This is a genomic window from Leucobacter muris (assembly GCF_004028235.1).
In the GTDB taxonomy this organism is placed as follows: Bacteria; Actinomycetota; Actinomycetes; order Actinomycetales; family Microbacteriaceae; genus Leucobacter; species Leucobacter muris.
The window spans coordinates 1,484,015-1,504,324 of sequence record NZ_CP035037.1 but is presented as its reverse complement, the minus strand read 5'-3'; the positions used below and the strand labels follow the sequence as shown (position 1 = coordinate 1,504,324).

Genomic DNA, 20,310 nt, shown 5'->3' with positions numbered 1-20,310 from the left:
GTCGATCGCCGGGGGCCGATCTGCGGCCCCCGGCGATCGGGGGCGCTCAGCCGATGATCTCGGAGAGTCGGCTCGCGAGGCCGTCGACGACGATCGGGATCGAGAGCGGGCTCGCTGCGCTGAACGCTTGCGTCAGCTCGTCGCCCTCTTCGAGCCAGACGGTGCGATCCTGCTTGACGACGTCGAGCGAGCCGACGAGCGGATCCTGCTGCATCTCCTCGAGCGTGTAGCCGATCGGGAAGAAGATCGCCGCCTCGGCGTCGAGCGCGCTGATCTGCTCGGCCGAGAGTTCGACGTAGAAGCCGCTGGGTTCGAGGTCGAGCACCGGCGGGTTCTGCTCGAAGCCCAGGTCCGCGAGCAGGTCCCAGCGGAAGTCGCCGGCGATGTAGGCGCCGTAGGAGTCGCCGAACTTGGTTCCGGTGACCGCCGTGACGCTGTCGAACTGGGGGTGCGCCTCGGCCGCGTCGGCGATGCCCTGCTGCACCTCTTCGACGACTCGCTTCCCCTCGTCTTCGAGGCCGAGGGCCGCAGCGACCTGCTCGACCTGCGCATCCCACGAGGTTCCGAAGTCGGGTGTGCCCTCGGGGGCGTACACGGTGGGCGCGATCGAGCTGAGCCGCTGATACTGCTCCTCGTCGGCGGCGGATCGGGTGTTCAGGATCACGTCCGGGTCGAGGGCCTGGATCGCCTCGTAGTCGTATCCGCCGAAGGGGTTCTCGAAGACGGTGGGGTCGGCGCCGTCGAGCGCGTCCTGCGCCCAGGCGCCGACGCCGTGCGATTCCTCGCCGAGCGCCATCCAGTCGGAGACGGCGACGGGCACGACGCCGAGGGAGAGCGCGACCTCGGCGTCCGACCAGCCGAGCGCGACGACGGTCAGCTCGCCGTCGTCGGGCTCGGGCACCTCGACGGGTCCGTAGATCGTGTCGGCCACGGTGCCGAGGAGCCCCTCGGCGGAGCCGGTGTCGCCGCCGCCGGCGCTGTTCGAGCAGCCGGTGAGGGCGAGCGCGGCGATCGCGAGCCCGGCGGCTGCGGTGCGGAGGTGTGTCATGAGTGCTCCTTCGGTGCGGGGATATCGGGGGCGTGCGGAATGATGAGCGGGCCGCCGGTCTCGGGGTCGGCGATGACGCGGGCGGCGACGCCGAAGACGTCGTGCAGCAGTTCGGGGGTGACCACCTCGTGCGGGGCGCCCTGCGCCACGATGCGCCCGCCGTCGACCGCGACGAGGTGCGTCGCGTAGCGGGCGGCCTGGTTGAGGTCGTGCAGCACCGCGACGAGCGTGCGCCCCTCGCGCTGCAGGCCGGCGCACAGGTTGAGCACGTCGATCTGGTGCGAGATGTCGAGGTAGGTCGTGGGCTCGTCGAGCAGCAGCACGGGCGTCTCCTGGGCGAGGGCCATCGCGATCCAGACCCGCTGGCGCTGCCCGCCCGAGAGCTCGTCGACGATCCTCGTCGCGAACTCGGTGAGGCGCGTGCGCTCGAGCGCGTCGCGCACCGCCTCCTCATCGTGCCGGCTCCAGCGCTTGAGGATGCTCTGGTGGGGGTGCCGGCCGCGGCTCACGAGGTCGATCACCGTGATGCCCTCGGGTGCGATCGAGGTCTGCGGCAGCAGGCCGATGCGGCGTGCGAGCTCCTTGGCGCGGATCGTCGCGATGTCCTCGCCGTCGAGCAGCACCGCGCCCGCCGAGGGCTGGATCAGCCGCGCGAGCGAGCGCAGCAGCGTCGACTTGCCGCAGCCGTTCGGCCCGATGATCGCGGTGAACTCGCCCGGCGGCACGTCGAGGTCGAGCTGCTCGATGATGCTGCGGTCGCCGTAGCCGGTGCTGAGCCGCTGAGCGCTCAGCCGGTGGGCGCTCAGCCGTGGCGCGGCGTCCGCAGCGGACTCGGGCGCGGCGGGCAGGGGCGCGCCTGCGCTCAGGCGGGGTAGCTCGGTCATCTGGCTTTCCTTCCGAACGAGGCGAGCAGCCACACGAGATAGGCGCCGCCCACTGAGAGCGTGACGACGCCGACGGGCAGCTGCTCGGGGGCGATGATGGTGCGCGCCACGAGGTCCGAGGCGGTGAGGAGCAGGGCGCCGAACGCGGCGGCGGGCAGCACGCGCACGCCCGGCGTGCCGGTGACGCGCATCGCGAGCTGCGGCGCGGCGAGGGCGACGAAGGCGATCGGACCGGCCGCCGCGGTGACGATGGCGAGCATCGCGATCGCGATGATCAGCATGCGCAGGCGCACCGCCTCGGCACCGACGCCGAGCCCTCGCCCGGCGTCGTCGCCCATCTCGAGCATGCGCATGTCGGCGGCGAGCAGCAGCACGAGCGGGATGCCGACGAGTGTGCTCACGACGACCGGCACCGTGTGCGCCCACGAGATGTCGGCGAGCGACCCCGCCCCCCAGCTGGCGGCGGAGATCGCCTGCTCGACGCGCAGCACCGTGAGCAGCCAGGTGTTGAATGCGCCGAGGAAGAGGCTGACGCCGATGCCCACCACGATGATGCGCATGCCGCTCACCCCGCGGCGGTAGGCCAGCAGGTACACGGCGGCGCCGGTGAGCAGCCCGCCGGCCAGCGCGCCGAGCGCGGTGCCGAGCGCGCTACCCGCCGCGGCCAGCGAGACGAGCAGCGCTCCCGTGTACGCTCCCGTCGAGAAGCCGATGATGTCGGGGCTGCCGAGCGGGTTACGGGTGATCGACTGGAAGACGGCGCCCGCGACCGCGAGAGCCGCTCCCCCGAGCAGCGCGAAGACGATCCGCGGCAGCCGCCACTCCAGCAGGATGCGCGCGGTCACGTCGTCGGCCCGGCCGCTCAGCGCCGCGAGCAGATCGCCGAAGCCCAGCCCCGAGCTGCCGATCGTCACCGAGAAGAGCCCCAGCGCGAGGGCGGCGAGGGCGGCCGCGGCCGTCCACCACGCGGCGCGCACCTCGAGCCTTCCGCTGAAGCCGCCGAGGCGCACGGGTCTGATCGCGGTCGGCCAGTGCAGCTGCCCCTTCACAGTCCCCTCGCCCCCCTGCGCCGCGTCAGCGCGATCAGCACGGGCGCCCCGAGGAAGGCGGTCACCACCCCCGCCGGTAGCTCGCTGGATACGGCGACGCGCCCCAGGATGTCGGCGGCGAGCATGAGCACGGGGGCTGCGATCAGGCAGAGCGGCAGGATCCAGCGCTGATCCGGCCCGACGATGCTGCGCAGGGCGTGCGGCACCATGAGCCCGACGAAAGCGATGGGCCCGGCCGCGGCGGTGGCGGCCCCGCACAGCAGCGTCACGGCGGTGACTCCGGCGAGCTTGGTGACGGCGGGCCGCGATCCGAGCGCGACCGCGACGTCGTCGCCGAGTGCGAGCGCGTTCAGGGCGCGGGGCAGTACGAGGGCGATCGCAGCGCCGACGACGATGAACGGCAGCACCGCCCACAGCGTGTCGAACTGGCGGTTCTGCAGCGATCCCGCCGCCCAGAAGCGCACCCGGTCGAAGACCTCGGGCTGCGTCAGGGTGACGGCGAAGCTGATGCCGGTGAGCACGGCGCCGAAGGCCGTGCCGGTGAGCACGAGCTTCGTCGGCGTGCCGCCGGCGGGGCCCGTGGTGCCGATGCCGTAGACGACGAGGGCGGCCACGAGGGCGCCCGCGAGCGAGAACGCGATGTGGGCGCCGGTGAGCGAGGATCCGAGCCACGCCGCAGCGAACACGACCGCCGTGTAGGCGCCGGCGTTCACGCCCAGGATGCCGGGGTCGGCGAGGGGGTTGCGCGTGATCGCCTGGATGATCGCGCCCGACAGGCCGAGTGCGATGCCGACCGCGATCGCGAGCAGGGTGCGCGGCACCCGGTACTCCCTGACGATCAGGCCGTCGGGCCCGCCGTCATCCGTGAACAGCAGCCGCCAGGCTTCCGCGGTGCTGAGGCGGCCGGAGCCGACGAGCAGGCTCGCGAGCGCCAGCGCCGCGAGCAGCACGACGCCGAGCACGACCGCGACGACGCGACGACGCCTCATCGCCGACGCGGCGCGCAGCGTGTCTTCCGCGGTCGTGGTGGCGTGCACAGCAGGGCTCCCGGTCTCGTCTCCGCCGGGTGCGACGGAGCTGAGGGTATCCTAACCCCACTTCATCTGATGAACTCACGGGAGAATCGCAGGCACGCGCTCCAGGCGCCCCGCAGCGCCCCGGCCCCGGTCAGAGGGCGAGGGTGCGGGCGGGCAGTCCGGCGGGCAGCTCGGTGTGCGTGATGAGGATCACCGCCCGGTCTTCGGGCACCGCGCCGACCAGGTCGGTCAGCAGCCTGTCGGCGAGCTCGCGGTCGACGCCCGCCGTCGGTTCGTCGAGCACCACGACCGGGAAATCGGCGAGGATCGCGCGGGCGAGCGCGATCCGCTGCGCCTGCCCGCCCGAGACCAGCGCCCCGTGCTCGCCCACCGCGGCGTCGAGACCGCCGCGGTCGCGCGCCCACGCCCCGAGTCCGACGCGATCGAGCGCCGCCATCAGCTCGTCGTCGCTCGCCGTGTCGCGGGCGAACTTGAGGTTCTGTCGCAGGTCGGCGTCGAACAGGTGCGGCGCCTGTTCGCAGAGGCCCACGGAGCGCCGCACCTCGGCGATCGGCAGCCGCCGGGCCTCGACGCCCCGCAGACGGTAGGCGCCGCGGTAGTCGATGAACCGCACCAGGGCGAGAGCGAGCGTGCTCTTGCCGGCTCCGCTCTCGCCGGTGACCACGAGCGTCTCGCCGGCGCGCAGCTCGAAGTCCACGCCGGCGACGGCGTCGTGATCCGCCCCCGGGTGCCGCACCGATAGGTCGCGCACCTCGATGAGCGGGCCGAGCGGGCCGTCGGCGACTCCGGCCGAGTCCACTGCTGCGCCGACGCGGGCGTCGCCCCAAACGGACTCGATCTCCGCACCCTCGCCGACGCGATCCACGGGGATCTCCCGCGGCAGCGGCGTCTCGGTGAGCTCGGCCACCCGGTCGGCGCTCGACCGCACGGTGCGGCGAGCCGCGAGGGCGGCCGGCACCTGGGCGAAGACCTCGAACACGGCTGCGGGCACGATGATCACCGCGGCGAAGAGCGGCGCGCTGAGGCCCGAGCCGAGGGTCGGCAGCAGCGCGACAAGCAGCAGCAGCGAGGCGAGCCCGGCGCCGAGCGACAGCAACCCGCCGGTGAGGCCCGCGGCGCGCGCGCGGCGCAGCTGCACCCGCGACAGGCGCGCCTCGGCAGCCGCGATCCGCTCGCGCTGCATGCCGGTCGCCCCGAAGGCGGCGAGCACCTCGGCCGAGGCGAAGCGCTCGAGCAGGGCGTCGACGAGGCCGGCGCGGGCGGCGCTGAGCTCGCGGTCGTCGCGGCCCGCGAGGCGCTCGGCGAGCAGGGCGGCGAGCCCGCCGGCTGCCAGCAGCACCGCCGCGAGGATCAGTGCGCCGAGCGGCGAGGCGAGGGCGACGACGATCAGGCTGAGCAGCACCACGACGCCGCTCACGACGAGAGGCTGGCGCACGCGCAGCGGCTCGTCCTGCAGTTGGTCCACGTCGTCCACGAACGCCGCGAGCACCTCGCCGCGCCGGTGCGACTCGACGGCGCCGGGCACGCGCGGCACGAGCGCGTCGAAGGTCTGCGCGCGCAGCGCCGCGAGTTGCGCGAGCGCCGCGTCGTGGCTGAAGAGCCGCTCGGTGTAGCGGAACGCCGCGCGCCCGATGGCGAGGGCCCGCACGCCCACGACGGCGAAGGTGAGGTGCAGGATGGGCGGCTGCTCGCCCGCCCGCACGATCAGCCACATGCTGAGGCCGAGCAGGCCTACGACGCAGGCGTCGGCGAGCACCCCGAGCAGGGCGCCCGGGGTGCGCCGGCGCCGCGAGGGCATGGCGCGCTCGAGCACCGCCCGGCGCGGCGCCTCGGCTGTCGCAGTGCGGCGGCTCACGCGCTCACCCCGCTCTCCGCGTCGGCATCGGCATCGGCGCCCGCGGCCCGGCGGGCATCCATCGCGGCTCCCCCCGCATCGGCGTCGGTCTCGCCGCCGGGGATCGCCTCGAGCCGCACCACCCGGTCGGCGGCGGCCAGCACCGCCGGCCGATGGCTCACGACGAGCACGACTCGACCGGTCTGCGCCTCCTCGCGCAGCACCCGGCAGACGAGCGCCTCGTTCTCGGCGTCGAGCGCCGAGGTCGGCTCGTCGAGCAGCAGCGCGGCGGCGTCGCGATTCCACGCCCGGTACAGGCAGCGGGCGATCGCCACGCGCTGCGCCTGCCCGCCGGAGAGCCCCGCGCCCGCGGCGCCGAGCTCGGCCTCGGGATCGATCGCCGACAGGCCCACGGCGGCGAGGGCCCGGGCCACGAGCGCGGGATCCGTCCGCGGCTCCCCCAGCGCCACGTTCTGCGCGACGCTGCCCTGCAGCAGGCCCGGCCGCTGCCCGACCCAGGCGACCTCGGCGGGTCGCGCGATCCTCCCCTCCCGGGGTTCGAGGAAACCGAGCAGGGCCGCGAGCAGGGTCGACTTGCCGGCGCCCGAGGGCCCGGCGATGCCCACGATCTCTCCGGGGGCCGCGAACAGCGTGATCGGCCCCACCACCGGCGGGCCGCCGCGGGCGAGCACGACGGCGTCGACCGAGACGCGATCCGAGTGCGCGACGCCCGCGGTCCGCCCCTCGTCTCGCCGCTCGATGATGTCGAACACCTGCGCCGAGGCGGCGAGCCCCTCCGTCGAGGCGTGGAAGGCCGCGCCCACCTGGCGGATCGGGATGAACACCTCCGGCAGCAGCAGCAGCACGAACAGACCGAGCGCGAGCGGGAACGCGCCGTCGACGAGGCGCGTGCCCACCGTCACCGCGACGAGGGCGATCGAGAACGTGCCGGCCAGGTCGAGCACGAAGCCCGAGAGGAACGTGACGCGCAGCACCTTCATGGTGCGCGAGCGGTACTCCTCGGTCTCGCGGGCGATGCGAGCCGATTGGCGCTGTTCGCGCCCGAAGATCTTGAGGGTGGCGAGACCCGAGACGGCGTCGAGGAACGAGCTCGACAGCCGCTGCAGCTGCGCCCACTGGCGATCCTGCACCGCCTGGGTGGCGAGGCCGATGAGGATCATGAAGACCGGGATCACCGGGAAGACGATGAGCACGATCACACCGCTGACCGGGTCCGCGAGCAGCACCGCCAGCACCAGCAGCGGCGTGGCGACGGCGGTGAGGATGAGCTGGGGCACGTAGCCCGAGAAGTATCCGTCGAGGGCGTCGAGGCCGCGGCCGAGCGCGGTCGCCTGCTCGGCGTCGGAGCCCCGGCCCTCGCGCAGCGGGGAGCACGCGTCGACGGCGTCGAGCGCCGCGGCCCGCAGCTGCGCCTTCACCAGCACCGCGCCGCGGGCGGCCACCGCGTCCATTCCCCACGACGCCGCCGAGCGCACGCCGAGCGCGAGCAGCGCGCCGAGCAGCAGCCACGGCAGCTGCTCGGTCGGCAGCACCCCCTCGGCGACCCTTCCGGAGGCCCCGCCCATCCCGCCCAGCACCGGCAGCGCCACCACCGCGAGCGCCTGCGCGAGCAGCCAGCTCCAGGCGAGGATCGCGAGCGTGCGCGCCACACCCAGCGCGGCTCCGATCAGCAGCACGCCGCGTGCGGCGCGGGCGTGCCGCAGCAGCCTCGGGTCGAGTGGTTTCACGGGGTTCCTGTGCGTTCGAACGGACGGGGCGCCGGAGAACGGTCGCCCGCTCGCCACCGGCAGTCTAGGGCAGTCCGGCGCCTCACGTCTGATGAGCGGCAGAGTGGGCGGCGGCGGGTACCGGGACGCCGAAGCGATCCGGGCACCCGCCGCCGCGGCCTCTCAGTGCGCGCCCGCGGGGATCGCCTCGCGGGTGAGCCGCTTGCGGAACACCCAGTACGTCCACGCCTGGTAGGCGAGCACGAGCGGCATCGTGAAGCCGGCCACCCACGTCATCAGCTCGAGCGTCTTCTGCGAGCTCGCCGCCCCCTCGATCGACATCGAGAATGCGGGATCGATCGTCGAGTACATGAGGTAGGGGAAGAGCGCCATGAAGATGGTGAGCAGGGCGAAGGTGATCGCCACGGCGTTGCCGGTGAACGCCCACCCCTCGCGCCCCGCCAGGTTCGCGATGAAGCCGCCGATGAGCCCGATCGCGGCCACCGCCGCGCAGAGCACGATCAGCCAGAGCATCTCGTGATCCCGGTGCATCAGGATGGTCCAGATCAAGAAGCCGGCGCCGGCGACGATCGCCGCGATCCCGACCTTCGTGGCGAGCCGGCGAGCCCGCTGCCGCATGTCGCCCAGCGTCTTCAGCGAGATGAAGACGAGGCCGTGCGCGAAGCAGATCAGCAGCATCACGAGCCCGCCGAGCAGCCCGTAGGGGTTGAGCAGCGTGAGCAGCGTCCCCTCGTAGATCCATCCGCCCTGCGGCAGCAGCGAGATCGGCAGCCCCTGCGCCAGGTTCGCGAAGGCCACGCCCCACAGCAGGGGCGGCAGCGCCGAGCCCCAGAAGATGAACTGGTCGAACCAGCGCGTCCACTGCTCGCCCTTGCCCTGATGGCGGTACTCGAACGAGACCCCGCGCAGGATCAGTGCGACCAGGATCAGCAGCAGGGCGAGGTAGAAGCCCGAGAACATCGTCGCGTACCACTCCGGGAAGGCGGCGAACAGCGCCGCACCGGCCACGATGAGCCAGGTCTCGTTGAGATCCCAGACCGGTCCGATGGTGTTGATGATGAGCCTGCGGTCGGTGTCGTCGCGCCCCAGGAAGGGCAGCGACATGCCGACGCCGTAGTCGAAGCCGTCGAGCACGAAGTACCCGATGAGCAGCACCCCGACGATGAGGAACCAGAGTGTGGTGAGTTCCATGTGTCCGTTCCTCCTAGTAGACCGTCGCCAGCTTCTGCTGGTCGGGTTCGCCTTCGCCGTCGCCGCTGTCGTCGTGCATCTCGATCTCGGGCGGGCCCTCCTTGGCCGCGCGGGTGATGAGCTTGAACTCGAGCACCGCGAGACCGCCGTAGACGAGGGTGAACACGATCAGCGAGACGAGCACGGCCCAACCCGGCACACCGGGAGAGACGCCCTGCTCGGTGGTCATCACGCCGAACACGATCCAGGGCTGGCGGCCCATCTCGGTGAAGACCCAGCCCACGAGCGACGCGAGCATCGGGATCGGGGCCGTCCAGATCGCGACCTTCCACACCCAGGCGGGCAGTTCGGCGTTCTTGCGAGTGATCCAGAGGCCCACCGCCGAGACGAGCGCGGCGAAGGCGCCGAGGCCGGTCATCCAGCGGAACGACCAGTAGGTCACCCACACGATCGGCACGAAGCTGCCATCGCTCGGGCAGGTGAGCGCGGAGTCGGCCCCGCAGAAGGCGAGCTCGTACTCGGCCTGCAGATCGCGGATCCCCTCGACCGTGCCGTCGAAGGTGCCGTTCGATAGGAACGAGAGCAGATACGGGATGCGCACCGAGAAGATCTCGTGCATGCCGTCGGGCGTGCCCCAGCTGAAGATCGAGAACGAGGCGTCGGGGCCGCTCGCGGTGTTGTAGAGCGCCTCGGCCGCGGCCATCTTCATGGGCTGCGTCTGGGTCATGACCATGCCGAGCTCGTGGCCCGTGAGCCCGACGCCGAGGAAGGCCACGATGTTCGTCCAGGCGCCGAAGCGCAGGGTGGTGCGCATCTCGTCGACGAACTGGCCGCGCTGCAGGTGCCAGGCCGCGACCGCGACCAGCACGACGCCCGCGAACATGATCGATGCGAACAGCGTGTGCGGGAACTGGGTGAGGGCGACCGGGTTCAGCAGCACGCTGCCGATGCTGTCGAGCTCGGCGCGGCCGCGCTCCTCGTTGATCTCGAAGCCGACCGGGTTCTGCATGAACGCGTTCGCCGCGAGGATGAAGTAGGCCGAGAGCACCGTGCCGATCCAGACGAACCAGATGGTGAGCACGTGGATCTTCTTCGGCAGCTTGTCCCAGCCGAAGATCCAGAGGCCGATGAAGGTCGCCTCGAAGAAGAAGGCGATGAGCCCCTCCATCGCGAGCGGCGCACCGAAGATGTCGCCCACGAACCGCGAGTAGTTCGACCAGTTCATGCCGAACTGGAACTCCTGCACGATGCCGGTGACCACGCCCATCGCGAAGTTGATGAGGAAGATCTTGCCGAAGAGGCGGGTGAGCCGCAGGTACTTCACCTTGCCCGTGCGCACCCAGGCGGTCTGCAGGATCGCGACCAGCAGACTCATGCCGATCGTGAGGGGCACGAAGATGAAGTGGTAGAGCGTCGTGAGCCCGAACTGCCAGCGGGCGAGCGTCAACGCATCGAGGAATTCGTTCATGTATCGCTCCTGAACGAAGGAGGCCGCACCTCACCGAGGGGCTGCACTCCCTTAGTGAGATCCGCCACGAGATATCATTCTCGCCGGAGCTGCCGATCGGCGACCGGCCAACTCGAATTCTACTCTTTCTGTGAGTTTGCTGCGAGTTCATTTTGATGTCGAGAGAGTTTTCTCTCGGCGTCGAAACGGTTTTCGCTCGACGTCGAGCGAGCCGCGCGGCGGGAGCCTACGGAGGCCCCGACCCCTAGACTGGATCCGTGATATCGAACGCGCAGCCCGACAGCCGACCCCGCTTCGCGGCGCGCCTCGAAGACTGGGTGCACGGCCGACGGGCCCGCCGCGCGGTCACCCGGGGCAAGGTGCCCTCCGTGATCCCCTACATCGGCTATGGCGGCGACGGCTGGGTGCGCGTGCTCGGCCGGGTGCTCTACCTGAAGCCCGAGAGCCGCGAGCACACGCGCCTGCGCCCAGACGTGGCCGCGGTGTCGCGCGTGCGCGGCTGGCGCACCTTCACGAGCCTGAACGTGCCCTACCAGCAGGTGCGGGTCTCGATCGACGGCGTGTTCGTCACCGAGATCACCGCGGATCGCGGCGGCGTGATCGACGCGATGGTGCCCGTCGCGCTCACCCCCGGCTGGCACACCATCACCCTGCAGGCCGGCGACAGCGAACCGGCCGACGCGCCCGTCGCCGTCGTCGACCCCGACGCGAAGCTCGGCGTCATCTCCGACGTCGACGACACGATCCTCATCACGGCCCTGCCGCGGCCCTTCGTCGCCGCCTGGAACAGCTTCGTGCTCGACGAGCACGCGCGATCCGCCACCCCGGGCATGAACGTGATGCTCGACCACTTCGTCGCGGCCAACCCGGGCTCCCCCGTGATCTACCTCTCCACCGGCGCGTGGAATGCGGCGCCCGCCCTCAGCCGGTTCCTCGCCCGCAACCTCTACCCGATGGGCCCGCTGCTGCTCACCGACTGGGGCCCCACCCACGACCGCTGGTTCCGCAGCGGCAAGGAGCACAAGCGCCGGGAGCTGCAGCGGCTCGCCCGCGAGTTCCCCGACACGCGATGGGTGCTCTTCGGCGACGACGGGCAGCACGACGAGGCGCTGTACCACGAGTTCGCCACCGAGCACCCGAGCAACGTCGCCGCGGTCGCGATCCGTCAGCTCTCGGTCGGCGAGGCCGTGCTGGCCGGTGGGCGCTCGAAGGCGCGTCTGCACCGCAGCACGAGCGGCGTGCCGTGGGTGTACGGGCCCGACGGAGCCACTCTGCGCGACAAACTGCGCAAACTGGGGCTGCTGTGATCGCCCGGAGCCGCCGTGCCTGATCCATCCCCTGCGCGCTGGCGGCGGGCGCCGCAGCAGCTGACCGGCCGATTCATCGCGGATCGCCGCACGCCGCTGATCCAGGTGATCAAGACGCTCGTGGCGATGGTGCTCGCCTGGTTCACGTGCCTGCTCGTCTTCCCCGAGCAACTGCCCATCTTCGGCGCGATCGCCGCGCTGCTCGTGGTGCAGGACAACGTCGACCAGTCGCTCAGCAAGGGAATCGAGCGCGTCGTCGGCGTGCTGCTCGGCGTGACCGTCGCGCTGCTCACGGGAGAGCTGCTGGGGCAGCACTCGTGGCTGTTCATCGCCGCACTCGTCGCGGGCCTCGCGCTCGGCTGGGTGCTGCGCATGACGCCGAGCGCGGCCAACCAGATCGTGGTGAGCGCGCTGCTCATGATCGCGCTCGGCGGGCTCGACCTGCACTACGGCGTCGAACGGCTCGTCGAGACCCTGATCGGCGCCCTCATCGGCGTCGCGATCAACGCGCTCGTGGCCGCGCCGGTGCGCACACTGCCCGTGCACGAGGCCATCGTCTCGCTCACCGCCGATGCCGCCGGTTCGCTGCGGCGGATCGCCGACGCGCTCGACGAGCCGCGCGACGACGACTGGCTCGAGCAGATGCACATCGATGCGCGTGCGCTGCAGAGCGAGCGCACCCGGGTGCACGGCCTGCTGCGGCAGGCGCGCGAGAGCCTGCGCCTCAATCCGCGCAGCCGTCGGTACCGGCGGGGCCTCGCCGAAGACGACGCCCTGTTCCAGCGCCTGCAGCCGATCGTCACGCAGATCGGCGGCATGTCGCGCGCCGTCTACGACCTCTACGAACCCGACCTCGTGACCGACCCCTCGGTGGTCGGCCTGGTCGAGGAGATGCGGCGGGCAGCCCACGACCTCGAGCGCCTCGTCTCGCTCTCCGGCGACGAGGCCGACGCGGTCGAGCCGCCCGCGCTCACGCAGCCGTACACGATCCCCCAGGCGCACCCCGATCACTGGGTGCTCATCGGCTCGCTGATGGAGGATCTGCGGCGCGTACGCGGCAGGATCACCGGCGAGCTCGACTAGGACACATCTGGCAGGTCCCAGCCCGATCGGCTCGCCCGGGTCGGGCGCTCCCCCGAGCTCGTTCACGAGGCCGCCCGCAACGCACGGCTTGAGGAGCCGCCCGGGTTCGACCCCTCACGCAGGGGCGGCCCCGCGCCCGAGCTCGTCGCGGGGTGCGGGGCCGCTCTCGGCCGGCGCGGCGGGATCAGGCCTGCAGCTGCGGCAGTGGCCGCAGCTGCTTTCGCGGTGAAACGCCGGCGCGTGTCACTCCTGAACGAAAGCTGCCTGGATGTCGAGGGTGACGGTCACGTCGGAGCCGAGCAGCAGGCCGCCCTTCTCGAGCGGAGCGTTCCAGGTGAGGCCGAAGTCTTCGCGCTTGACCGAGGTGGCGGCGGTGAAGCCGACCTTGTAGTTGCCGTAGGCGTCCTCGCCGAAGCCGCCGAGCTCGAAGTCGAAGGTGACGGGCTTCGTCACGCCGCGCATGGTGAGGTCGCCGTCGACCTTGAACTCGCCGTTCTCCTCGCGCACGCCCGTCGAGACGAAGGTGAGCTGCGGGTACTCGTCGGCCGCGAAGAAGTCGCCGGTGCGCAGGTGGCCGTCGCGGTTCTTCTCGTTCGTGTTGATGGAGGCGACCTCGGCGGAGGCCTCGACCGACGAGTCGAGCGGGTTCTCGGCGGTCACGAAGGTCGCGTCGAACTGCTCGAACTTGCCCTTCACCTTGCTGATGGCGAGGTGGCGGATCGAGAAGCCGACCTCGGAGTGGGTGGGGTCGACCTTCCAGGTGCCGACGCGGTAACCGGGGATCTGATCAGCGGTGATGCTCATGACTTGCCTTTCTGCTGGTGGGAGCCGCCCCTCGGCGGCCTCATCGGAGCACAACCGGGCAGACTCGAACTGTATTCCCATGCATATAAATTTTTCTTCGGGAGTCTCGGGTCGCTCGGTCGCCCAGTCGCCCAGTCGCCCGGTTCGGCGAAGAGGCTGCACCGCCCCGCGCGTCGGCCGAAGAGCACCCCCGCGAGTGGTCGAAAGCGGCTGCGCACCGAGGGCGATCCAGCCGTTTTCGACCACTCGCCACGCACACCCGCGCACCGAAGCAGGAGCAGGAGCAGGAGCAGGAGCAGGAGCAGGAGCAGGAGCAGGAGCGGGCTCTGCGCCCGGCTAGCGGGGGCGACGCTTCGCGCTCTCGCGCGCCCGCCGCACCGTCTCGTCGACGCCCGCCACGGGATCGAAGGAACCGTAGCGCCGGCGCGCCGCCTCGCCGATCAGGAAGTCGCTGAGCGCGGGGTTCTTGGGCAGCAGCGAGCCGTGCAGGTAGCTGCCGATCACGTTGGCGGTGCGCGCCCCCTCGAAGCCGTCGTCGGGATTGTTGCCCGCGCCCTGCGCGACGCGACCGAGCGGGCGCGATCCGGGCCCGAGGCGCGTGTTGCCGCTGTGGTTCTCGTAGCCGATGATCTCGCCGAACTCGTCAGAGTCGAGCACGATGTTGCCGATCATGCGCACGTCGCCGCCGCGCGTCTCGACGTCGAGCACGCCGATGCCGGTGAGCTCGTCGCCGGTGTGGGTGACGAAGCGGTGCCCGAAGAGCTGATAGAGCCCGCAGACCATGAGCATGGGGGCGCCGTCTGCGGCGAGGATGCGGATCTCGTCGGCGCGCGCGGCGAGATCCCGGGCCACGCGGCCCTGCCCCGAGTCCTGGCCTCCCCCGCCCACGACGATGTCGACCTGCTCGGGCAGCGGGTCGCCGGTGTTGACCTCGACGACACGGGGCGCGAAGCCGTGCGCCCGGGCCCGCCGGGCGAGCGACAGCACGTTGCCTCGGTCGCCGTAGATGTTCATGTCGCGCGGGTACAGCGACACGATGACGAGCTCGCGCTCGTCGCGGGTCTCGTTCTCGTTCTCGCTCACCAGATGTCCTCCACGTCGGTCAGCTCGGCCAGCGCCCGTCGCAGCTCGAGCATGGCGGTGTAGGTGCAGTAGATGCGTCGCGGCCGGGCGCCCTCGCCCTCGCCCTCGCCCAGGGTGCGCTGCCGGAATGAGGCGAGGGCGCGGCCCAGATCCTCTTCGACCTGACCGACGGGCACGTCGTCGTGTTCGAGACGCAGCGCCATGTCCCACGCGCGCGTGCCCGCGACCGTGTCGACGCCCTCGTCGGCGAGCGAGCCGAAGTCGACGTCCCACAGCCACGACATGTCGCGCCCGTCGGCGTACTGGTCGTTGATCGCGATCATCACGTCGACGCCGCTCGCGTCGAACGACGCGAGACCGAGCCGGAAGCCGGCGGGGTTCTTCACGAGCACGAGTTCGAGGGGCCGCCCGTCGAGCAGCAGCTGCTCGCCGCGCCCGAAGGCCGGGCGCACCTCGGCGAGGGCCGCCACGAGCGCCTCGTCGGTGTCGGCGGTGCGGAATCGCGCGGGTCGGCCGGGCAGCGGCCCGGCGTCGAGCGCCATGCGCACGGTCGCGAGGGCCGCCGCGGCGTTGAACGTGTTGTAGAGCCCCTCGAGCTTGAGCGCGGTGCGGTGATCCTCGCCCTCGATGCGGAACACGGCCTCGTGGTCCCCCAGCCCGACGAGCGTGACGTCGGCGTCAGGGCGTTCCGGGGCGTCGTCGGCCGCTGCCTCTGCGAGGGGCGTCGCGTGGAAGTCGTCGTCGCTCGGGAAGGTCGAGAGCAGCGCGGCCGAGAGGCCGAACTCGCGCACCTCGGGGCGACCCGCGGGCGAGGCGGATCCGGCGCGCTCGCGCGTGCGCTCGCCGATCGCGGCCACCAGTCGATCCTCGCGGTTGACGACGAGGCCCTCGACCGTGGCGTCGGCGATGCGCTGCAGCAGCTTCGCGGTGGTGTCGATCTCGCCGAAGCGGTCGAGCTGGTCGCGCAGCACGTTGAGCAGCAGCGTGAACCGGGGCTTCACACGGTCGATGAAATACATCGCGTGCGCCTCGTCGAGCTCGAGCACCGCGATGTCGGCGTCGAGCCTGCCGCGGAGCGAGCATTCCTGGATGGCGGCGGCGACGACGCCCCGCGAGAAGTTCGATCCGGTCTTGTTCGTGAAGACGCGCAGACCGCGGGCCTGCAGCATCTCCACGATCATCTTGGTGGTGGTGGTCTTGCCGTTGGTGCCGCTCACCGCGATCACCCCGTAGGGCAGCCGGCCGAGCACCCGGCTCAGGAAGCCGGGATCGAGTTTTTCGACGACGAGGCCGGGCAGGGCGGATCCGCCGCCCCGCAGCCTCGCCGCCTGCCGCACCGTCTTGCCGATGACGGCGGAGAGAACATCACGCATGGATCAAGCTTAGAGGTTGCGCCCGCGGAGGCGATGCCGCCGTGCCCCGCGGCGGCATCAGGCTGCGGCGTCAATCCGCGGCGTGACGGCCGCGCGATTCTCCGCGCAGCTCGCGGGGCAGCAGCTCGGGCCGCACCCGGCGGGTGCGCTCGACGCGCTGCTCTCGGCGCCAGGCGTCGATCGCGGCGTGGTTGCCGCTCAGCAGCACGGGCGGTACCTCGCGTCCGCGCCAGTCGGCGGGCTTCGTGTAGCTCGGGTACTCGAGCAGACCGTCCTCCTCGTGCGACTCCTCGACCAGGCTCTCGGGGTTGCCCACCACCCCGGGCAGCAGCCGGGCGATGGCCTCGATCATCGCGATCGCGGCGACCTCGCCGCCGTTGAGCACGTAGTCGCCGATGCTGACGAGGCGCACGCGCCCCCGCCCGGAGTACTCGTCGAACACGCGCTGATCGATGCCCTCGTAGCGGCCGCAGCCGAAGACGAGGTGCTGCTCCTCGGCGAGTTCGCGCGCCATGCGCTGCGTGAAGACCTCGCCGGCGGGCGACGGGAAGATGATGAGCGGCTCGGCGCCGCTCGTCGCGCCCGATCGTCCGAGGGACGGCTCACGGGTGTCCGCCGTCCCCGCCGATGCCTCGGGCGCCGACGACGACGCGGCTGCGGTCGGCGACTCCGCCAGGATGCCGTCGAGCATCTCGCCCCACGGTTCGGGCTTCATGACCATGCCGGCGCCGCCCCCCGTGGGGGTGTCGTCGACGGTGCGGTGCTTGTCGTGGGCCGCGTCTCTCAGGTCGTGCACGCGCACGTCGAGCAGCCCCTTCTGCTTCGCCTTGCCGAGCAGGGAGAGCTCGAGCGCGTCGAAGTAGCCGGGGAAGATCGAGACGACGTCGATCCTCATGCGCTCGCGCCGTTCGGATCGCCTTCGCCCGGAGCGGCTGCATCGCTCGACGCATCGTCGCCCGGAGCATCGTCGCCCGGAGCATCGTCCTCGGCGATCTCCTCGAAGAGACCCGCGGGCGGGGTCACGCGCACGACGCCCTCGTCGATGTCGACGCTCGGCACGATCGCCTCGACGAATGGCACGAGCACGGTGCCCCCGGCTGTGGAGACGACGAGCAGGTCCTGCGCCGGGAAGTGCCGCACCTCGGCGACGGTGCCCAGTTTCACCGCGGTCGTCTCTCCCGAGGCGTTCTCGGTCTCGCGGACGACGTCGAGCCCGACGAGCTGGTGGTCGTACCAGGCGTTCTCCTCTTCGCCCTCGGCGACGGCCTGCTCATCGATCCAGAGGATCGCGCGCACGATGCTCTCGACGGCGGTGCGGTCGGGCAGCTCCTGGAAGAAGCCGACCGGGGAGTCGTTGAACCAGCGCAGTTCGCGCATGGTGATGGTGCGGCCGAACCAGGAGGAGTCCTCGGGCACCTGCAGGTGGAAGACCGCTCCGGGTGCGAAGCGCAGTTCGGGGTTGTCGGTGAAGAGCTCGAGCTTGACTCCGCCCTTGAGCCCGTGGGGTTTCGTGAGGCGCCCGACGCGCAAACTCCCCGCCCCGCTTGCGGGACGGGGAGCTCGCGCACGCTCGTGAGCGTCGGCCATCAGGCGGCGCCCTCCGTGTCGACCGGGTCGGCCTCGTCTTCGCCGAGGTCGTGCTGGTCGGTGTCGATCACGTCGACGCGCACGCGCCCGCCGTCGGCCAGAGCCGATACGACGGTGCGCAGCGACGAGGCGGTGCGACCGCCTCGTCCGATCACACGGCCGAGGTCGCTCGGGTGCACGCGCACCTCGAGCACGTCGCCCCGCGGGGTCTCGCGGGCGTCGACGCGCACACGATCGGGGTGGTCGACGATGCCGCGCACCAGGTGGTCGAGCGCTTCGGCCAGCGCCTGCTCAGCCAAGAGGATTAGCCCTCGGTGGCCTCGGCGGCGACCTCCTCGGCCGGAGCCTCGGCGGTGTCCTCGGCCTTCGCCGCGGGCTTCTCGGCCTTGGGCCGCAGCACGGGCTTCTTGGCGGCGTCGACCTCGAAGACGGGCTTCGGCTCGACCGGCTTCACCTGCGACTCGGTGTTGCCCTCGCCGGTGAACTTGCCCCAGTCGCCGGTGAGCTTGAGGATCGCGGCGACCTGCTCGGTGGGCTGGGCGCCCACGCTGAGCCAGTACTGCGCACGCTCCGAGTCGACCTCGATGAACGAGGGCTGCTCGGTCGGGTGGTACTTGCCGATCTCCTCGATCACGCGGCCGTCGCGCTTGGTGCGCGAGTCGGCGACGACGATGCGGTAGTAGGGGGCGCGGATCTTGCCGAGGCGCTTGAGACGGATCTTGACGGCCATGATGACTCCTTGGATCGAGGGGTGCGACGCCGCGCCTCGCGATTCGAGCGGGAGCGGAAGCCTGGGCGCGCAGGGTTGCGCGAACCCATCAATCCTCACATAATCCGGGAAGAAAAGCAATTTTTGTCACGATCAGGCTTTTCTTCGCGACTGGGTGCCGCCGAGCCGGTGTTCGAGGGCGACGAACAGCCGCTCGGCGACTCCGTCGTGGTGCACGCCGTCGTGCTCGTACTCATTGGTCACCCACGCGTGCACGGCCCCGACGCGGGAGGCCGTCTCGAGCGAGAGGCGGGCGTCCACGTACATGTCGTCGAAGTAGACGGCGGCTTCGACGGGCACCTCGTTCGCAGCGAGCCGCTCGGCGTCGTAGAGATCGATCGGCCACTCCTTCGCCGCGAGCGCCTCGACGCCGGCGCGGAACCCCCGCAGCGCCCGGATCTCCTCGAACATCCAGGGGAACACCATCTCGCCGGTGAAGAGCAGCGGCCTCGCCGTCTCGGCGAACTCGGGCCGCCGATCCCGCTCCCGCTGCGCCGCCCAGGCCGACGGCCCGGATCCGTAGATCGCTTCCTGGAGAGCGGCGTACAGCGGCCGACCCCCGAAACCGGTCTCGGCCCCCACCGCATCGACGAACGCCTCGCTCAGCCGCGTCTCGGCTGCATCGGCGAACGCCTCGTCGAGCACCCAGTGCACACGGTCGAAGCCCGGCGCCATGCCGAAATCGAAGCCGAGCGTCTGCAGGCGCCGCACGGTGAGCCGGTCTCCGTCCGGCAGCCGCACGTCCTCTCGCTCGAGCAGGTCGGCGATCCTGCCGACGCGCTCGGCGAGATGCGGCGCCCGCTCCCTGAACTCCCGGTTCTTCTCGACGGTGCGCGGGAAGGTGCGGCGGTAGACCTCGGCGGGATCCGCGTCGAGCCCCGCGAGACCGCCCGTCACCGCGGATCCGACGATCGCCTCGGGCGCAGCCGACAGGTAGTGCAGCGTCAGGAAGCCGCCGTAGCTCTGCCCGATCGTCCACCACTGGCGACCCTCGTAGCGCGTCCGCCGCACCTCCTCGAGGTCGCGCACGATCGAGTCGGCGCGATGCAGGGACAGTCGATGAGCGGCGTCCTCGGCGGCCAGGTTCTCGAAGTGCGCGCCGCTCACGGGCGTCGAGCGGCCGGTGCCCCGCTGATCCGGGATCACCAGCCGGAAGCGCTTCAGCACCGCTCCCACCCAGCCGGATCGACCGAGGGGGCGCGTGCCCTTGCCGCCCGGGCCTCCCTGCAGGTGCACCAGCAGCGGCAGATCCTCGCCGCGCTTCTCGGCCGCGACGAGCTCGCGGGCGAAGACCCGGATCGTCTCGCCGCCCGGGTTCGCCCAGTCGAGCGGCACCGTCGTCCACACGTCGCGGGCCACGATGTCCCTGCCGATCCAGTACTCCGGGCTTCTGCTCATGCGATCCACCCTAGGGCCTGCGGCGTCCGCGGCGACACGCGGTGCGTCGGGTCGCCATGCGCCGCGGCCCGCACGCGAAGCACGCGGCGGTTGCCGTCAGCGGCGGCGGCCGGCGACCATCAGCCGGAAGTAGTCGGCTCCCACCACAATGTGCATGGCGACGCCGACGGCGGTGATCCACCGCCCCGCCTCGCCGAGCCACTCGAGACCGGGCAGGATCCCGAACCCCACCGCGGCGATGCCGGTCATCATCACGGCCGTGCGGGCCTTGCCGAGCAGACTCGCCTCAGGGATGCGTTCGGGGCGCGTCATGAAGTAGACGACGAGCAGCACCAGTTCGACGCCGGGGATCGCGATCGCGGTCCACGCGGGCAGCAACCCCGCGACGATCATGGCGAGCACGATGGCCACGACGCCGACGCGGTCGGCGAGCGGGTCGAACAGCTTGCCGAACTGCGACACCTGGTTCATCAGCCTGGCGAGAGTGCCGTCGATCCAGTCGCTCGCACCGAAGATCACGAGCAGCACCACTGTGAGCACGGGCTGTTCGCCCTCGATCAGCAGCACCACGATGGGGATGACGAGCAGCAGCCGCAGCAGTGTGATCGCGTTGGGCAGCGTGGCCCACGATCTTTCGCTCGTCATGC

General features: G+C 71.5%; 19 protein-coding genes. 2 read left to right on the top strand and 17 right to left on the bottom strand.

Features of this window, described 5'->3' with window-relative positions; genetic code table 11:
- Window positions 1-46 precede the first annotated feature (46 nt).
- From Leucomu_RS07095 to Leucomu_RS07060, 8 genes are all read right to left on the bottom strand, one after another.
- Window positions 47-1,048, bottom strand: coding sequence for an iron-siderophore ABC transporter substrate-binding protein (locus tag Leucomu_RS07095; protein WP_128386783.1), 1,002 nt, complete (start codon window positions 1,046-1,048; stop codon window positions 47-49).
- Window positions 1,045-1,932 carry an ABC transporter ATP-binding protein gene (locus Leucomu_RS07090; protein WP_128386782.1) on the bottom strand — a complete coding sequence of 296 codons (888 nt, stop codon included), beginning with the start codon at window positions 1,930-1,932 and terminating at the stop codon, window positions 1,045-1,047. The genes Leucomu_RS07095 and Leucomu_RS07090 overlap by 4 nt, the downstream gene beginning before the upstream one ends.
- Window positions 1,929-2,981 (bottom strand): FecCD family ABC transporter permease, encoded by a 1,053-nt coding sequence (locus tag Leucomu_RS07085; protein ID WP_128386781.1) that lies wholly within the window; start codon window positions 2,979-2,981, stop codon window positions 1,929-1,931. The genes Leucomu_RS07090 and Leucomu_RS07085 overlap by 4 nt, the downstream gene beginning before the upstream one ends.
- Window positions 2,978-4,018, bottom strand: coding sequence for a FecCD family ABC transporter permease (locus Leucomu_RS07080; RefSeq protein WP_228407331.1), 1,041 nt, complete (start codon window positions 4,016-4,018; stop codon window positions 2,978-2,980). The genes Leucomu_RS07085 and Leucomu_RS07080 overlap by 4 nt, the downstream gene beginning before the upstream one ends.
- Window positions 4,019-4,148: 130 nt before the next feature.
- Window positions 4,149-5,873 carry a thiol reductant ABC exporter subunit CydC gene (gene cydC / locus Leucomu_RS07075; RefSeq protein ID WP_128386780.1) on the bottom strand — a complete coding sequence of 575 codons (1,725 nt, stop codon included), beginning with the start codon at window positions 5,871-5,873 and terminating at the stop codon, window positions 4,149-4,151.
- A complete protein-coding gene (gene cydD / locus Leucomu_RS07070) occupies window positions 5,870-7,600 on the bottom strand; it encodes a thiol reductant ABC exporter subunit CydD (RefSeq protein WP_128386779.1) in 1,731 nt (576 codons plus the stop codon). The genes cydC and cydD overlap by 4 nt, the downstream gene beginning before the upstream one ends.
- A gap of 162 nt (window positions 7,601-7,762) precedes the next feature.
- Window positions 7,763-8,791, bottom strand: coding sequence for a cytochrome d ubiquinol oxidase subunit II (gene cydB / locus Leucomu_RS07065; RefSeq protein WP_128386778.1), 1,029 nt, complete (start codon window positions 8,789-8,791; stop codon window positions 7,763-7,765).
- 13 nt (window positions 8,792-8,804) lie between these two features.
- Window positions 8,805-10,259: a cytochrome ubiquinol oxidase subunit I gene (locus tag Leucomu_RS07060; RefSeq protein WP_128386777.1), complete on the bottom strand. Its 1,455-nt coding sequence runs from the start codon at window positions 10,257-10,259 to the stop codon at window positions 8,805-8,807.
- Between the two features lie 257 nt (window positions 10,260-10,516).
- Between Leucomu_RS07060 and Leucomu_RS07055 the strand changes: the two genes are divergently transcribed.
- Window positions 10,517-11,566: an App1 family protein gene (locus tag Leucomu_RS07055; protein ID WP_228407329.1), complete on the top strand. Its 1,050-nt coding sequence runs from the start codon at window positions 10,517-10,519 to the stop codon at window positions 11,564-11,566.
- Between the two features lie 15 nt (window positions 11,567-11,581).
- Window positions 11,582-12,649, top strand: a complete 1,068-nt coding sequence (locus tag Leucomu_RS07050) for an FUSC family protein (protein WP_228407327.1) — start codon at window positions 11,582-11,584, stop codon at window positions 12,647-12,649.
- 243 nt (window positions 12,650-12,892) lie between these two features.
- Here the strand turns inward: Leucomu_RS07050 and Leucomu_RS07045 are convergent, their stop codons facing one another.
- From Leucomu_RS07045 to Leucomu_RS07005, 9 genes are all read right to left on the bottom strand, one after another.
- Window positions 12,893-13,453: a YceI family protein gene (locus Leucomu_RS07045; protein WP_128386776.1), complete on the bottom strand. Its 561-nt coding sequence runs from the start codon at window positions 13,451-13,453 to the stop codon at window positions 12,893-12,895.
- Between the two features lie 336 nt (window positions 13,454-13,789).
- Window positions 13,790-14,467: a type 1 glutamine amidotransferase gene (locus Leucomu_RS07040; RefSeq protein ID WP_267128474.1), complete on the bottom strand. Its 678-nt coding sequence runs from the start codon at window positions 14,465-14,467 to the stop codon at window positions 13,790-13,792.
- A 65-nt stretch (window positions 14,468-14,532) separates the two neighbouring features.
- Window positions 14,533-15,909, bottom strand: coding sequence for a Mur ligase family protein (locus tag Leucomu_RS07035; protein ID WP_128386775.1), 1,377 nt, complete (start codon window positions 15,907-15,909; stop codon window positions 14,533-14,535).
- A gap of 70 nt (window positions 15,910-15,979) precedes the next feature.
- Complete coding sequence (trmD, locus tag Leucomu_RS07030) at window positions 15,980-16,804, bottom strand: tRNA (guanosine(37)-N1)-methyltransferase TrmD (RefSeq protein ID WP_128386774.1); 825 nt, start codon at window positions 16,802-16,804, stop codon at window positions 15,980-15,982.
- Window positions 16,801-17,496, bottom strand: coding sequence for a ribosome maturation factor RimM (gene rimM / locus Leucomu_RS07025; RefSeq protein WP_128386773.1), 696 nt, complete (start codon window positions 17,494-17,496; stop codon window positions 16,801-16,803). The genes trmD and rimM overlap by 4 nt, the downstream gene beginning before the upstream one ends.
- Window positions 17,496-17,795 (bottom strand): RNA-binding protein, encoded by a 300-nt coding sequence (locus tag Leucomu_RS07020; RefSeq protein WP_194294574.1) that lies wholly within the window; start codon window positions 17,793-17,795, stop codon window positions 17,496-17,498. Before Leucomu_RS07020 ends, rimM begins: the two co-directional genes overlap by 1 nt.
- A 5-nt stretch (window positions 17,796-17,800) precedes the next feature.
- The gene (rpsP, locus tag Leucomu_RS07015; RefSeq protein ID WP_128386772.1) at window positions 17,801-18,226 is read right to left on the bottom strand and encodes a 30S ribosomal protein S16; all 426 of its coding nucleotides are present in this window, start codon (window positions 18,224-18,226) and stop codon (window positions 17,801-17,803) included.
- A 132-nt stretch (window positions 18,227-18,358) separates the two neighbouring features.
- A complete protein-coding gene (locus Leucomu_RS07010) occupies window positions 18,359-19,663 on the bottom strand; it encodes an alpha/beta fold hydrolase (RefSeq protein ID WP_128386771.1) in 1,305 nt (434 codons plus the stop codon).
- A 96-nt stretch (window positions 19,664-19,759) separates the two neighbouring features.
- Window positions 19,760-20,308 carry a CDP-alcohol phosphatidyltransferase family protein gene (locus Leucomu_RS07005; RefSeq protein WP_128386770.1) on the bottom strand — a complete coding sequence of 183 codons (549 nt, stop codon included), beginning with the start codon at window positions 20,306-20,308 and terminating at the stop codon, window positions 19,760-19,762.
- Window positions 20,309-20,310: the final 2 nt, after the last annotated feature.

Coding starts and splice junctions, on each gene's coding strand:
- Leucomu_RS07060 (WP_128386777.1), bottom strand. CDS start 10,259: ATGAACGAATTCCTCGATGCGTTGACGCTCGCCCGCTGGCAGTTCGGG.
- cydB (WP_128386778.1), bottom strand. CDS start 8,791: ATGGAACTCACCACACTCTGGTTCCTCATCGTCGGGGTGCTGCTCATC.
- Leucomu_RS07005 (WP_128386770.1), bottom strand. CDS start 20,308: ATGACGAGCGAAAGATCGTGGGCCACGCTGCCCAACGCGATCACACTG.
- Leucomu_RS07040 (WP_267128474.1), bottom strand. CDS start 14,467: ATGAACATCTACGGCGACCGAGGCAACGTGCTGTCGCTCGCCCGGCGG.
- Leucomu_RS07045 (WP_128386776.1), bottom strand. CDS start 13,453: ATGAGCATCACCGCTGATCAGATCCCCGGTTACCGCGTCGGCACCTGG.
- rpsP (WP_128386772.1), bottom strand. CDS start 18,226: ATGGCCGTCAAGATCCGTCTCAAGCGCCTCGGCAAGATCCGCGCCCCC.
- rimM (WP_128386773.1), bottom strand. CDS start 17,496: ATGGCCGACGCTCACGAGCGTGCGCGAGCTCCCCGTCCCGCAAGCGGG.
- Leucomu_RS07095 (WP_128386783.1), bottom strand. CDS start 1,048: ATGACACACCTCCGCACCGCAGCCGCCGGGCTCGCGATCGCCGCGCTC.
- Leucomu_RS07010 (WP_128386771.1), bottom strand. CDS start 19,663: ATGAGCAGAAGCCCGGAGTACTGGATCGGCAGGGACATCGTGGCCCGC.
- Leucomu_RS07035 (WP_128386775.1), bottom strand. CDS start 15,909: ATGCGTGATGTTCTCTCCGCCGTCATCGGCAAGACGGTGCGGCAGGCG.
- trmD (WP_128386774.1), bottom strand. CDS start 16,804: ATGAGGATCGACGTCGTCTCGATCTTCCCCGGCTACTTCGACGCGCTC.
- Leucomu_RS07090 (WP_128386782.1), bottom strand. CDS start 1,932: ATGACCGAGCTACCCCGCCTGAGCGCAGGCGCGCCCCTGCCCGCCGCG.